This is a genomic window from Acidobacterium capsulatum ATCC 51196 (genome assembly GCF_000022565.1).
GTDB classification, from domain to species: Bacteria; Acidobacteriota; Terriglobia; order Terriglobales; family Acidobacteriaceae; genus Acidobacterium; species Acidobacterium capsulatum.
On record NC_012483.1, the window covers coordinates 4,031,726 to 4,046,792 of the forward strand.

The window sequence follows — 15,067 nt, forward strand, 5'->3', positions numbered from 1 at the left end:
TGGGAACATACACTGAGACAGGCAGTATCCTACGGCGTCCATGTGGCCGTCTTATGAACAAAATCTCAGGCTTCGCGCCTCTCGTTTCATCAGAAAGGAATGACTCGCTTGCGCATTCTCGTAACTGGCGGTGCAGGATACATTGGCGGGACCGTGGCAGGGCTGCTCGTCTCCCAGGGCCACGACGTCGTGGTGCTCGACAACCTCGGGCACAGCAAACGCTCCATGATTCCGGCTGGAACCACCTTTGTCGAGGCCGATCTGGCCGACCGCGCCACCGTCGAGAGCACCCTGCGCGACGGCATCGAGGCCGTGCTGCACTTTGCCGCGCTGATTGAGGCCGGCGAAAGCATGCAGGTGCCCGAGCGCTACTTCCGCAACAATACCGCCTCGACGCTCACGCTCTTTGAGGCCATGCTGGCTGCCGGAGTGAACAAGCTGGTCTTCTCCTCGACCGCCGCCGTCTACGGCGAGCCCGAGTCCACGCCCATCCGCGAAGACGCAAAGCTGCAGCCCACCAACGCCTATGGCGAATCCAAGCTCCTCGTCGAGCAGATGCTCGCCTGGCTGCACCGCTGCCACGGCCTGCGCTACGCCAGCCTGCGCTATTTCAACGTGGCCGGAGCCATGCCCGGGCGCGGCGAGGCCCACGAGCCCGAATCGCACCTGATCCCGCTCATCCTCGACGCCGCCATAGGCCGCCGCGCCGCCATCAAGGTCTACGGCAGCGACTACCCCACGCCTGACGGCACCTGCATCCGCGACTACATCCATGTGCGCGACCTGGCCAAGGCGCACCTGCTCGCGCTCGATGCCCTCAACGACGAGTCCCGCCCCGGCCGCCTCATCTATAACCTCGGCAATGGCCAGGGCTTCTCCGTCCGCGAAGTCATCGAGACCGCACGCCGCGTCACCGGCCGCGAGATTCCCGTTATCGAAGAAACTCGCCGCCCGGGCGACCCCGCCGTGCTGGTCGCCAGCTCTGAAAAAATTCGTCAGGATCTCGGCTGGACGCCCGAACTTGCCTCGATCGAACAGATTCTCACCAGCGCCTGGGAGTGGCACCAGCAGCGCTACGAGTAAGAATTACCGCCCGGAGGGAAATCCCTACACACCGGAACCCTCCGGGCATCCCGCCCATCGGGCGTGTAAAAATAAGGTCACGGATGTTTCGCGTCGCGCTCCAGCACAACGTCTTGCTTCGCTCCGCTCCTTCGCCGCAGCGCCGCGGCCCGGGGAGATGGCAAAGGGCGCGCATGCTCCTCACCCTCATCCCATGCCTATTCGCAGGAGTCCTCGCCGCCAGCGCCTGCACACCCTCTTCTTTGCCCTCCGCAGGCAATCGCTTGCCCGCAAAGTTCCAGCCGGCTGGCGGATGCTGCGGCATCACGCTCGTCGTGCCTCCGGCGCAAAACCTCATTCCGCATCTCGCCATCGCGCCCAAACTCGGCGACTTCCTGCTGCTGCCCAACCACTCCGCAGTGGCCGCGCAGATGCTCCGAGTGCCGCACTTCATTGAGCGCTACCCTGACGATGGCGGCCGGCCAGACGATGCCACCACGGCTTATCTCGGCTACACGCACAACGCTTTCTACGCGGCCTTTGTCTGCAAAGACCCTGACCCCAAAGACGTGCGCGCGCACATGGTCGCCCGCGACTCGCTCGGCAATGACGACAAGGTCACGCTCTTTCTCGACACCTTCGGCGATCATCGCCGCGCCTTCGTCTTTCAGAGCAATGCTGACGGCATTCAGGCCGATGCGCTCTACAGCGAGCAGAACGGCTACGACTACTCCTTCGATACGGTCTGGGACACATGGGGCCGCCGCACGCCCTACGGCTTCGTCGTGCTCATGCGCATCCCCTTCGTGAGCCTCTATTTCTCCAAGGCACGCCCCGATCAGCTCCGCCGCTGGGGCATCATCCTTGAGCGCGACGTCGCCAGCAACGGCGAGTCGGACTTCTGGCCCCGCAGCCGTCATGACGTCGCAGGCAGGCTCACCCAGGAGCGCATCGTCGAAGGCTTCCAGGACATTGGCCACGGCCAGAACGTGCAGTTGGAGCCCTACGCGCTCGCCCGCAATCTGCGCCAGCTCAATAGCGTCAATCCCGTCAATCCTTACTTTGAAGACAAGCACCTGCAGGGCTACGCCGGGCTCGACGCCAAATTCATCCTGCACAACAGCCTCGTGCTCGACACCACGCTCAACCCTGACTTCAGCCAGGTCGGCGTGGACAATCCCGCCGCGCCCAACCAACGCTTCCCGGCTTATTTTCCTGAGGTGCGTCCGTTCTTCATTGAGAACAGCAGCTACTTCCAGACGCCCATCAACCTCTACTACACCGACAACATTGTGCGGCCGCAGTTTGGCGCGCGCCTCACAGGCAAGGCCGGCCCGTGGGCGCTCGGCCTGCTCGGCGTCGATGATCGCGGACCCGGCGAAGCCGTGCCGCCCGGCAACCCTCAGGCCAACACCCGCGCGCTCGATTATCTGGCCCGCGTGGACCGCGACCTCGGCAAGCTCTCTGACGTGGGCGTCATCTACGCCGATCGCGAATACCTCGGCTCCTTCAACCGCGACGGCGGCGTGGACTACCGTGCCCGTTTCCGCAACCGCTGGACCGTCACCGGACAGGCGATGACCTCCGAGACGAGCAATCTCAGCAACTCCACTGACGGCGAGCAGGAGTGCGAAAGCACCAGCCTCGACTGCAGCGGCCAGGCCTACATGCAGGGCATCAGCTATTCGGCGCTCCACAACAGTTGGTGGATCAATTACGACGACACCGCGGCCGGCTTCGTCACCGATACCGGATTCTTCCGCCGGCCCGACGTGCGCCAGGCAAAAGGCTCCTACAACTACACCTTTCGCCCTGCCAGCGGCCCGGTGCTCTCTGACGACATTGACTTCTACACCGAGCGCATCTGGGACCACCACGGCACGCCGCTCGACTTCTACTTCAATCCGTCTTACAACATCAACTTCAAGCGCCAAACGTACTTCGGCCTATGGGCCAACTTCGGCCAGGACCGCCTGCGCCCCATCGATTACTCGCAGCTCACCGGCGACGTCGAATATCACAGCCACGTCGCCGGAGCCAGCTTCTCGACCTCGCCCGTGCCCTATCTCGGCTTCAGCGCCTCCTACTCCGGAGGAACGGTCATCAACTATTCGCCGCCCTCGAACGATGCGCCGGCTCCCGTCGACGAATCGCAGCCCAGCATCAGCGTCGAGATCAAGGCCCTGCGCGCCATCGACCTGCAGAACAGTTATTCGTTCACGCGCTTCTCCACGCTCAACAGCGGCCAGACCGTTTATGACAACCACCAGATCGTCAGCCGCTGGAACTACCAGATGACCAAGGCCGCTTCGCTCAACCTCATCGGCCAGTACATCTCCACTCTGCCCAACGAGCAGTACACCGACGCCAGCAACTCCCAGTCGCTCTTTGCCGACGCTCTCTTCACTTACATGCCCCACCCCGGCACGGCGTTTTACTTCGGCTACATCGGCAACTTTGACAATTACGACCGCTCGCTCTGCACCCGCCTGCCCGACGGCCTCTGCAATTCCAGCGATCCCATCCTGCCCACCAACAGCCCCACCCTCATGAACGATGGCAAGACGATCTACGTGAAGATGACCTACCTGCTGCGCTTCTAGCCGAATCGTCCTGCCCCTGCGTCCGCGCCGCCGCGCGTGCAACAATACTCGCGTGACCCCCGCCAGCCCTCTGCCGCGCTATCAGCAAGCTCTCGCCGCAGCCACCCGGAACAGCACCCGCTTCCAGCGACTGGACCGCCGTTGGGTTGCCGCCAAAATCATCCTTTTTCTCATCTTCGCTGTGGCCAGCCTCGCGGTCATTCACTACGCACCGCAATACTCCTTTGCCCTCGCGCTCTTAATCGTCGCCATCATCGTTACATTTGTTCTGCACGAGCGCACTCTTGCCCGCCTGCGCCGCTCTCAGCGCCTCATGCGCTTCTGTGAGCAGGCCATGGCCCGGCTGGAAGACCGCTGGCCCGGCACCGGCGCGAGCGGAGAGCGCTTTCTTGACAACGCCCACCTCTACGCCCGCGACCTCGATCTCTTCGGCTCCGGCTCGCTCTTTGAGCTGCTCTCCATCTGCCGCACCCGCTCTGGAGAAGAGACGCTCGCCCACTGGCTGCTCACGCCCGCGCTGGTCGAGGTCATCGGGCAGCGTCAGTCTGCCGTGCAGGATCTCGCGCCCCGCTTCGACTTTCGTGAAGCCATGGCGCTCGCCGGCGAAGAGATGCAGGTCGGCGTCCATCCTGAAAAGTTCATCGCGTGGTGCGAGGCCCCGTCACCTCTCGCGAGATTCTTTAGCCGCTTCATCGCTCCGCTGCTGGCGCTGCTTTGGGTCGCCACCCTCGTCCTCTGGTTCATCGAGTACGCCCGCACCGGCGTCGCAGGCTCTCCGCTCTGGATCATCGCCATCTCGGTACTCAACTACGGCGTGCGCTTCCTCTTCGGCAAGGGGGCCGAATCCGCCGCTGACGCCGTCGAAGAAGCAGTCACCGCGCATGACCTGGCGCTGCTTTCCGCCGTCTTCGAGCTGATGGAACACGAGGCCTTCCAGTCGGAAAAACTGCTGGCCCTGCAGTCTGTCGTTGGCCGTCAGCCGGAGTGCGCTTCCCGTGCATTACGCAGCCTGAACCGCCGCCTGCAGTGGTTGGAATCGCGCCACAACATGGCCCTGCGCCTCTTCGCGCCATTTCTCTTTACCACTACGCTCTTGGTCTCTCCCGTTGAGGCGTGGCGTCAGCAACACGGCCGCCACCTGCAAGCATGGCTCACCGCCGCCGGCGAAATCGAAGCCCTGCTCTCGCTCTCCTGCTACGCCGCGGAGCATCCGCAGGCAGTCTTCCCGGCCTTCACCGCCGAGACTCCCACCTTCCACGCCACCGCGCTCACGCACCCGCTGCTGCCCGCCAGCCGCGCCGTGCCCAACGATGTGCGCCTGGACGCCAGCCTGCAGCTCATCGTGCTCAGCGGACCCAACATGGCCGGCAAGAGCACTCTGCTGCGCGCCATTGGCCTCAACGCCGTGCTCGCACAGGCCGGAGCGCCCGTCTGCGCCGCGCAACTCACGCTCTCGCCGCTTGCCGTTGCGGCCTCCATCTGCGTGCTCGATTCGCTGCAGGGTGGCCTCTCGCGTTTCTATGCCGAGATTCAGCGCCTGAAGCAGATGCAGGACCGCGCCCTCGCCACGCCCGGCGTGCTCTTTCTGCTGGACGAACTCTTCTCCGGCACCAACTCCAACGACCGCCGCACTGGCACTGAAGCCATCGTGCGCACCCTGCTGCGTCACGCGGCCATCGGCATCGTCACCACGCACGATCTCGCGCTCACGCAGATTGTTGATCGGCTCGGGGACCGTCCCGGGGATCAGCTCGGGGGCCACGCGGCCAACTACCACTTCGGCGACCGCTTTCATTCCGGCGAGCTTCACTTCGACTACCGCATGACGCCCGGCATCGTGGAATCCACCAACGCACTCCAGCTCATGCGCGCCGTCGGTCTCGACGTGTAAAGTCGTATCCATTACTCCTCATGCCTGAACAGCGCAAACCTATTCTCGTCATGGGCATCTTCGCCCTAGATCTCGCCTTCCGCACGCACAAGCTGCCCGCCTGGGGAGAAACCGTCGTCGGCTCCTCGCTCGCCACCGCCCCCGGCGGCAAAGGGACCAACCAGGCCATCGCCGCCGCGCGCCTCGGTGCGGAGACATACTTCCTCAGCAAAATCGGCATGGATGCCTTTGGCCACATCGCCGAAGCCGCTTATCGTGAGGCCGGCGTGCGCACCGATTTTCTCCGCCGCGACCCCCACGCCGCCACCGGTGCGGCCGCCATCCTGCTCGATGACGCAAGCGGCGAAAACGCCATCGTCGTCTCGCCCGGCTCCGCCAGCGCGCTCACCACTGCTGAAATTGATGCCGCCCACGAAGCCATCGCCCGCTCGGCCTGTTTCCTCACGCAGTGCGAGCTTCCGCTGCCGCTCGTCCGGCACGCGCTCGGCCTCGCGCGCTCGCTCGGCGTGCCCACTGTTCTCAATCCCGCGCCCGCCGTCGCCGGGGCAGAGAGCCTGCTGCCGCTCTGCGATTTCGTCACGCCCAACGAGCATGAGGCGCAGGCGCTCACCGGCCTGCCTGTCTCCACGCTGGCCGAGGCAGAGGCTGCGGCCGATGTGCTGCTCGCACGCGGCGCACGCCATGCCATCCTCACGCTGGGCGCGCGAGGAGCTTACGTCAAAAGCGCTACACTGAAGCAGCACATTCCCGCCTTCGACGCCGGGCCTGTGGTTGATACCACCGGCGCGGGCGACGCCTTCAACGCGGGCTTCGCCGCCGCTCTGGCCGAGGGCATGGGTGTGATTAGAGCCGCGCGTTTTGGATGCGCCGTGGCGGGCATCGCAGTCACGCGGCCCGGCACCTCGCCCTCCATGCCGCGCCGCCACGAAGTTGAAGCTCTGCTCGCGCGCCACGCCTGATTGCGCATCGCACGCGCAGGCCGCCATAAGGATTCGTTCTCATGAGCCACGCCAGCACCGCATCGCATTCCTCTTCAGCGTCCGCCCCCTTGCATCTGCCTGTGGGCAACCCCGGCTTGCCGCTCGATCTGGACTGGGTCGCCTCGGTCACCGCCAACAGCAGCGCCATCGAGCGCCGCGTGCAGACGCTCACCGCGCGCCGCACCGTCAAAAAAGACTGGCAGGCCGCGTGGCTGCTCAAGGCCATCACCTGCATTGACCTCACCACGCTCTCGGGCGATGACACCGCCGAGCGCGTGCGCCGCCTCTGCGCCAAGGCGCGCCAGCCGCTCAAGCCGGAGTTGGTGCAGGCTCTCGGCATCACGCCGCTGCGTCTCACCGTGGGCGCGGTCTGTGTGTATCACACCTTCGTCGAGACCGCCGTGCAGGCGCTCGCGGGCTCCGGCATTCCTGTCGCTGCGGTCTCCACCGGCTTTCCTGCCGGTCTTTCACCGCTCGCCGAGCGCGTGTCTGAGATTCGCCGCTCTGTCGAAGCCGGTGCGCGCGAAATCGACATCGTCATCCAGCGCGGACAGGTGCTCACCGGCCAGTGGCAAGCGCTCTACGATGAGGTCGCCACCTTCAAACAGGCCTGCGGCCCCGGCGTGCATCTCAAGGCGATTCTCGGCACCGGCGACCTCATGACGCTGCGCAACGTGGGCCGCGCCAGCGTGGTGGCCATGATGGCCGGAGCGGACTTCATCAAGACCTCCACCGGCAAGGAAGCCGTCAACGCCACGCTGCCCGTTTCGCTCGTCATGGCGCGCGCCATTCGCCAGTACTTCGAGCGCACCGGCATCGCCGTCGGCTTCAAGCCCGCCGGTGGCCTGCGCACTGCGAAACAGGCGCTCGAATGGATGTTCCTCATGCGCGAAGAACTCGGCCGCGCCTGGCTTGAGCCGCATCTGTTCCGCTTCGGCGCGAGCGGCATGCTCACCGACATCGAGCGCCAGTTGGAGCACCACGTCACCGGCCGCTACTCCGCCGCTTACCGCCAGCCGATGGCCTGACGCCGCTGAGATCATGACCAATAAGCGTCCATCGCAACTCCAGGCAGAGACGGAAAGTATCAGGGCATGGCTTTAGCCATGCCACAAGCACTGAGCAAAATCCGAGGGCTTTAGCCCCTGAAAACCGTGAAGGGTGCGGGCCTTGGCCCGCGCATCCACCGATCCAACCAACCCATGGGCTCTCGCCCTTGAGGGAATCAAGACTCCGATGAGCATTCTCGAAAAAATGGAAACCCTCGAATACGGTCCCTCGCTCGAAGACAGCAAAGAAGCTCTGGCCTGGCTCGACCGTCACGCGCGCCGCTTCGGTCACTTCATCGCGGGCCGGTGGCACGAGTCCGGCGAAGTTTTTGAGACCACCGACCCCTCCACCGGCGAAACCCTCGCCGCCATCGCGCAGGGCTCCGCTGAGGATGTCGATGCCGCCGTCCGCGCCGCCCGCGCCGCGCTCGCCCCGTGGCAGGCGCTCACGCCGCATGCCCGCGCGCGCTATCTCTACGCCATGGCGCGGCAGGTGCAGAAGCATGCCCGCCGCCTCGCCGTGCTCGAAACCCTCGACAACGGCAAGCCCATCCGCGAGTCGCGCGACATTGACATTCCGCTCGTCGCCCGCCACTTCTACCACCATGCCGGATGGGCGCAACTGCTGCCGCGCGAGCTTCCCGGTTACGCGCCCGTGGGGGTCGCCGGCCAGATCATTCCCTGGCACTTCCCCCTGCTCATGCTCGCCTGGAAGATCGCCCCCGCGCTCGCCTGCGGCAACACCGCCGTGCTCAAGCCCGCCGAATTCACGCCGCTCACCGCGCTCGCCTTCGCCGAAATCTGCCAGGAGATCGCCCTGCCGCCCGGCGTCGTCAACATCGTCACCGGCGATGGACGCACCGGCGAAGCGCTCACCGCGCACCCCGGCATCGACAAGCTCGCCTTCACCGGCTCAACCGAAGTGGGCCGCGCCATTCGCAACGCCACCACCAAAAAGCTCTCGCTGGAACTCGGCGGCAAATCGCCCTTCATCGTTTTTGACGACGCCGATCTTGACAGCGCCGTCGAAGGCGTCGTCGATGGCATCTGGTTCAACCAGGGCCAGGTCTGCTGCGCGGGTTCGCGCCTGCTCGTGCAGGAATCCATTCTCGAAACTCTCACCGCCAAACTGCGCGCGCGCATGCAGACACTCCGCCTCGGCGCGCCGCTCGACAAGGCCATTGACATGGGCGCCATCGTCGCTCCGGTGCAGTTGGAGCGCATCCAGCGCCTCGTTGCCCAGGGCGTCGAAGAGGGCGCGACCTGCTGGCAGCCCACGAATCCGCTGCCCGCGCGCGGCCTCTACTACCCGCCCACGCTGCTCACCGGCGTGCATCCGGCGTCCACCGTCGCGCAGCAGGAAATCTTCGGTCCCGTGCTCTCGGTCCTCAGCTTCCGCACGCTGCATGAGGCCGTCGAGCTGGCCAACAACACCGTGTACGGCCTCGCTGCCAGCGTCTGGAGCGAGAACATCAATGTCGCCCTCGATGTCGCCTCGCGCGTCAAAGCCGGCGTGGTCTGGATCAACGGCACCAACTTCTTCGACGCAGTCTGCGGATTCGGCGGCTACCGCGAGAGCGGCTATGGCCGCGAAGGCGGCCGCGAGGGCCTCTATGAGTATCTGCAACCGTCATGGTTGCAAAACGCTCCGGCACTCCCATCCGGCGCCAGCCCTCATTCCGGCGCGGCTTTTCCAGGGCCGGAGCAGGGAACTCCCGCCATCGACTCCACCATCAAGCAATACATCGGCGGCAAGCAGGCCCGTCCGGATTCCGGCTACAGCTTCCCCGTCTACGCCGCCGATGGAAGCCTCCTCGGCGAAGCCCCGCTCGGCAGCCGCAAAGACATTCGCAACGCCGTCGAGGCCGCGCACAAGGCCGCCGGGTGGGCTAGGACTTCGGCCCACAACCGCGCACAGGTGCTCTATTACCTTGCCGAAAACATGACCCATCGCGAGGCGGAGATCGCCGCTGCGCTGGCCCCCGTGGTGGGCGAAGCCCAGGCCGCCCGCGAAGTCGCGCTGAGCATCGAGCGCATCTTCGCCTACGCCGCATGGGCTGACAAATTCGATGGCGCGGTGCATCAGCCGCCCATGCGCAACGTCACGCTGGCCATGCATGAGCCGCTGGGCGTGCTCGGCATCGTCTGCCCCAGCGAAGCGCCGCTGCTCGGCCTGCTCTCGCTTGTACTGCCCGCCATCGCCATGGGCAATCGCGTGGTGGCCGTGCCTTCGCAGAGCTATCCGCTCATCATGGGCGTGCTCTATCCGCTCTTTGACACCAGTGACCTACCTGCCGGAGTCATCAACCTCGTCGCCGGTCCTCCGCGCGACCTCGGCAAAACCCTCGCCGGGCACGACGACGTCAGCGCCATCTGGTACTTTGCCGATCCTGCGGAATGCGAGACCATCCGCCGTGCCTCCACCGGCAACCTCAAACAGGTTTTCACTCACGACGGCCACGCCATCGACTGGTTCCACGCCCAACAGGGTGAGGGCGAGTGGTACCTGCGCCACGCCACCCAGATCAAAAACATCTGGGTCCCCTACGGCGAATAAATGCAGTAAGGTTTGCAGGCACGCGCGTATCAGGGCACGGCTTCAGCCGTGCCGTTAGCGCCACCAGAGCAAGTGGGCTTTAGCCACTGCGGGCAATCGAGGATATAGGTGCCCCAGTCAAGCCTGAAGTTGGCTTGACTGGGGTTGTTCCCTCACGGGCGCCCCGGGTCCGTGTGTTCGGACCCGTGCCCCACCCAGTTCCGTCCCCCGTTTTCCTCACCCCTCCCAAAACCTCGCACCACCCCGGCACTAAAATACTGTGCAGAGTCATGGCTGAATTTACCCATCTGCACCTGCACACCGACTACTCCCTCCTCGACGGCGCCTGCGATGTTGAAAAGCTTGTCGGCCACGTCGCCAGTATCGGGCAAACCTCCGTCGCCATCACCGATCACGGCAACATCTACGGGGCGGTGCATTTCTTTGAAGCGGCTAAAAAGAAGGGCATCAAGCCCATCCTCGGCTGTGAGCTTTACATCTGCCAGAAAGAGGATCACCGCGCCGATCCGCAGGGCGATGACTACAACCACCTGCTGGTGCTCGCCGAGAGCGAAGAGGGCTACCGCAATCTCGTCCGCATCACCTCTGAGGCCTCGCTGCACGGCTTTTATCGCAAGCCGCGCATCAGCAAAAAATATCTTGCCGAGCACGCCGCGGGCCTCATCGGCTTCTCCGGCTGCCTCGCCGGTGAATTCTGCCAGAACCTCATGGCCGACAACTATCAGGCCGCCCGCGCCACCGCCGCGCAATATCAGGACATCTTCGGACGCGGCAACTTCTTCCTTGAAATTCAGGATCAGGGCCTCGAACTCGAAAAGAAGATCCACGCCGACATGTTCCGGCTCGAGAAGGATCTCGACATTCCGCTCGTCGCCACCAATGACAGCCACTATCTCTGCGAAGACGACCACCACGCGCATGACGTGCTGCTGTGCGTGCAGACGGCCGGGTCCATTCATGATCCCAAGCGCTTCAAGTTTGACTCTGACCAGTTCTACGTCAAGTCCGCTGCTGAAATGGAGCGCCTCTTTCCGCACGCGCCCGAGGTCGTCAGCCGCACCATGCAGTTTGCCGAGCGCTGCAACCTCAAGCTCAACAAGGTCGATAATCCCTTCCCGGAATTCGCCGTTCCGCCCGGCCACACCATTGACAGCTACTTTGAGCATGTCTGCCGCGAAGGCTTCAAAAAGCGTCTCGACACCGCCATTCGTCATCTTCAGGACCGCGGCATTCTCCGCAGCCCCATCAGCGATTACGAGGCCCGCTTAGAGCGCGAAATCGGCATCATCAAGCAGATGAAGTTCTCCGGCTACTTCCTCATCGTCTGGGACTTCATCCGCTACGCCAAGGACCACGACATTCCCGTCGGGCCGGGCCGTGGCTCCGCCGCCGGCTCGCTGGTCGGCTACGTCATGGAGATCACCGACATTGACCCGCTGCAGAACGTGCTCCTCTTTGAGCGCTTTCTCAATCCCGAGCGCGTCTCCATGCCTGATATCGACATCGACTTCTGCATGAACCGCCGCGGCGAGGTCATTGAATACGTGACCCGCAAGTATGGCCGCGAGCAGGTCGCGCAGATCATCACTTTCAACACCATGGCCGCCAAGGCCGCCATCAAAGACGTGGGCCGCGCCCTCGACATGCCCTACGGCGATGTGGACCGCATCGCCAAGATGATTCCGGCGACCATCGGCGTCACCATCGATCAGGCGCTCACTGATTCGCCGCAACTGCAGGAGGCCTACGAGGGCAACACGCAGATTCGCGAGCTGATCGACACCGCCAAGCGCCTCGAAGGCCTGGTGCGCGGCGCGGGCGTACACGCCGCCGGAGTGGTCATCGCGCCGCGCCCGCTCACCGATCTGGTGCCGCTCAGCCGCAGCAAAAACGACGAAATCGTCACCGCCTATGACATGAAGGCCGTCGAAAAGATGGGCCTGCTCAAAATGGACTTCCTCGGGCTCACGACGCTCACCGTCATTGATGACTGCCTGAAGATGATCCGCAAAAATCGCGGCGAGACGGTCGATATGGCCAAGGTGCCGCTCGACGATCAGGAGACCTACGAGCGCGTCTTCCATCGCGCGCTCACCTCGGGCGTCTTCCAGTTTGAGTCCGGCGGCATGCGCGACGTGCTGCGCCGCTACAAGCCCACCTGCGTCGAAGACCTCACCGCGCTCAACGCGCTCTACCGCCCCGGCCCGATCCAGGGCGGCATGATCGACGACTTCATCGAGCGCAAGTGGGGCCGCCGCAAGGTGGAGTATGAACTGCCGCCGCTTGAAACCATCCTCAAGGAGACGCTTGGCGTCATTGTCTACCAGGAGCAGGTGATGCAGATCGCCAACGTGCTCGCCGGCTACTCGCTCGGCGAGGCCGATCTGCTGCGCCGCGCCATGGGTAAGAAAAATCCCGAGGAGATGGCCAAGCAGCGCGACCGCTTCGTATCCGGTGCGCTCGAGCGCGAATTTCCCAAGGACAAGATCGTCAAGATCTTTGACCTCATGGAGCAGTTCGCCGGTTACGGCTTCAACAAGTCGCACTCGGCCGCCTACGCGCTGCTGGCCTATCACACGGCCTGGCTCAAGACACACTACCCGGTCGAGTTCATGGCGGCGCTGCTCACCTCTGAAATCTCGAAGCCTGAAAACGTGGTCAAGTACATTCAGGAATGCCGCGAAATCGAGATTCCCGTCGAGCCCCCCGACGTGCTCTTCAGCGATGCGGACTTCACGCCGCATGGCAAGTCCATTCGCTTTGGCCTCACGGCCATCAAGAACGTGGGCCGCAACGCGATTGACTCCATTCTCGATGCGCGCGGCAAACTCGCCGCCGAGGGCAAGTCTTTCCAGAACTTCTGGGAGTTCTGCGAAAAAGTCGATCTGCGCCTGATGAACAAGCGCGTCATCGAGTCGCTCATCAAGGCCGGGGCGCTCGACTCCTTTGGCCGCCGCGCGCAACTGATGGCCTCGGTGGACAAGGCCATTGAGCGCGCGCAAAAGGCGCAGCGCGATGAGGCCGCCGGCCAGAGCGGACTCTTCGGCCTCTTTGACGCCGATGCGCCGGCCTCCGCCTCGCCCGCTGACGACCTGCCCAACGTGCCCGACTGGGAAGAGGCGCTGCGCCTGCAATCGGAGAAGGAAGTGCTCGGCTTCTTCGTCTCCGGCCATCCGCTCGACCGCTATGCCGAGAAGCTGCGCAACCTGCCCGGCATCATCGACACGGCCACGGCGCTCGAGATGAAGCCCGCGCCCCCGACCGGCCGCCGCGGCCAGTCCAATGAAAACGAGATCGCCATCGCCGGCATGATCGTCGGCCTCAAGGTGGCCAAGTCGAAGCGCTCGGGCGACCTCTATGCACAGGCCTCGCTCGAAGATGCGACGGGCAAGATCGACCTCATCTGCTTCCCGCGCGATTATGAGCGCCTCGCGGACTCGCTCAAGATGGAAGCGCCCGTGGTGGTGCGCGGCGCGTTGCGTGCCGAGGAAGAGGCCGCGCCCAAGCTGGCTATCTCCTCCATTCAGGCGCTCGATGACGTCAAGGTCAAGCTGCCGTCCAACGTGCGCATTCGCGTGCAACTGGACCGTATCAGCGAGTCCACGCTGGAGGAGCTGCACCAGCTCATCTCCGCCGTGCCGGGGCCGGGCAAGATGATGCTCAACCTTGAGAAGAAGGGCGAATACTGTGTCGTGATGGAGCCGGAGGGCTTCACCGTCGCCGCTGACCGCGCCTTTATTGATCAGGCCGAACTGCTGCTGGGCCGAGGCAGCGTGCAGGCGCTGGACTAAGCCATTCAAAACGGGGCAATTCAAAACGGGTGCCCCATGCAAGCCAGGTGTCGGCCTGAGTGGGGTCGTGACCTTGCGGCCCGAACCCCCGCGCGCCCCGAAATGCCGTTCCTCGTGTAAACTACTGAAAGCGAGACCGACGTTCTTCTGCAGCGTACCCTGCTACTTCAGGCGATTCCCACAGAAGCCCGGCCGTTCTGTGCCTGACCGTGAACCGGCAGGCCAATTCAGTTCGTCTAGTTTCCGTTGAGGAGAAATGTGTTATGGCTAAGATCGCCAAAACCGCAGATCGTAAGAAGGTGATGGACACCACCAAGAGCACCGATTGTCCCAAGTGCTCCAAGCCCACGCGCATCGTCAAGCGCGTCAAGGACCGCGAGCGCGGCATTCCCGGTGGCGTCTACATCTCCTGCTCGGCCTGCGACTTTTTCGAGAAGCTCTAATTCCTTCCGCGCGGCGCGGAAGCACCCAAAAGAAATGCCCGGCAATCGCCGGGCATTTTTCTTGGGAGCGGGAGCCTTACTTCGCGGCGGCTTCCACATCGAGCGTGATCTTCACGTTGTCGCCGATCATCGCGTCGCCATTGGGCAGCAGGCCGTTCCACTTGAGGCCAAAGTCCTTGCGGTCGATGCTGGTCGTCGCCTGAAAACCGCGATGCATCTGGCCGTGCATGTTGATGGCCGGCCCGAGCGCGTCCATCTGCAGGGTCACCGGCTTGGTCACGCCGTGCAGGGTGAGGTTGCCCACCACCTTGTAGCCGTCGCTGTCGGGCGTCACGCTGGTGCTCTGAAAGGTCATGGTGGGGAACTTGGCGGCATCAAAGAATTCGGTGCCCTTGAGATCCTTGTCGCGCATGGAGACGCCGGTGTCCACGGTGTCGATGGGAATGGTCGCCTGCACTGAGGACTTGCTCATGTCCTTGGCGTCAAGCACGATGGTGCCGGTGATGTGGCTGAACTGCCCGTGGACGTGCGAGAGGTCCATGTGCAGAATGCTGAAGTCGGCCTCAGAATGCATGGGGTCGATGTTGTAGGTCGTGGTCTGGGCATAGGCGGCGACCGCGCCGCCCATCAGCAGGGCCATCGTGGCCACGCTCAGATTGCGATAAAACTTCATTGCGTCTCTCCTTGGTTA

9 protein-coding genes are annotated in these 15,067 nt (G+C 64.0%); 8 read left to right on the plus strand and 1 reads right to left on the minus strand.

Features of this window, described 5'->3' with window-relative positions; translation table 11 throughout:
* Window positions 1-108 precede the first annotated feature (108 nt).
* From galE to ACP_RS16670, 8 genes are all read left to right on the plus strand, one after another.
* A complete protein-coding gene (gene galE, locus ACP_RS16635) occupies window positions 109-1,083 on the plus strand; it encodes a UDP-glucose 4-epimerase GalE (protein WP_015898506.1) in 975 nt (324 codons plus the stop codon).
* A gap of 173 nt (window positions 1,084-1,256) precedes the next feature.
* Window positions 1,257-3,665: a carbohydrate binding family 9 domain-containing protein gene (locus ACP_RS16640; RefSeq protein ID WP_015898507.1), complete on the plus strand. Its 2,409-nt coding sequence runs from the start codon at window positions 1,257-1,259 to the stop codon at window positions 3,663-3,665.
* A gap of 52 nt (window positions 3,666-3,717) precedes the next feature.
* Entirely contained in the window at window positions 3,718-5,556 is a 1,839-nt protein-coding gene (locus ACP_RS16645) for a MutS-related protein (protein ID WP_015898508.1), read from the plus strand.
* Between the two features lie 20 nt (window positions 5,557-5,576).
* Window positions 5,577-6,515 carry a ribokinase gene (gene rbsK / locus ACP_RS16650; RefSeq protein ID WP_015898509.1) on the plus strand — a complete coding sequence of 313 codons (939 nt, stop codon included), beginning with the start codon at window positions 5,577-5,579 and terminating at the stop codon, window positions 6,513-6,515.
* A gap of 41 nt (window positions 6,516-6,556) precedes the next feature.
* A complete protein-coding gene (deoC, locus tag ACP_RS16655; protein ID WP_015898510.1) occupies window positions 6,557-7,564 on the plus strand; it encodes a deoxyribose-phosphate aldolase in 1,008 nt (335 codons plus the stop codon).
* Window positions 7,565-7,706: 142 nt separating this feature from the next.
* Window positions 7,707-10,142 carry an aldehyde dehydrogenase family protein gene (locus ACP_RS16660; protein WP_238525594.1) on the plus strand — a complete coding sequence of 812 codons (2,436 nt, stop codon included), beginning with the start codon at window positions 7,707-7,709 and terminating at the stop codon, window positions 10,140-10,142.
* A 269-nt stretch (window positions 10,143-10,411) separates the two neighbouring features.
* A complete protein-coding gene (gene dnaE / locus ACP_RS16665; protein ID WP_015898512.1) occupies window positions 10,412-13,933 on the plus strand; it encodes a DNA polymerase III subunit alpha in 3,522 nt (1,173 codons plus the stop codon).
* A 263-nt stretch (window positions 13,934-14,196) separates the two neighbouring features.
* On the plus strand, window positions 14,197-14,376 hold the full coding sequence (locus tag ACP_RS16670) for an Rcat domain-containing protein (RefSeq protein ID WP_041839704.1): 180 nt from the start codon (window positions 14,197-14,199) through the stop codon (window positions 14,374-14,376).
* Window positions 14,377-14,452: 76 nt separating this feature from the next.
* Here ACP_RS16670 and ACP_RS16675 read toward each other — a convergent pair whose 3' ends face one another.
* Complete coding sequence (locus ACP_RS16675) at window positions 14,453-15,049, minus strand: YceI family protein (protein ID WP_148215198.1); 597 nt, start codon at window positions 15,047-15,049, stop codon at window positions 14,453-14,455.
* Window positions 15,050-15,067: the final 18 nt, after the last annotated feature.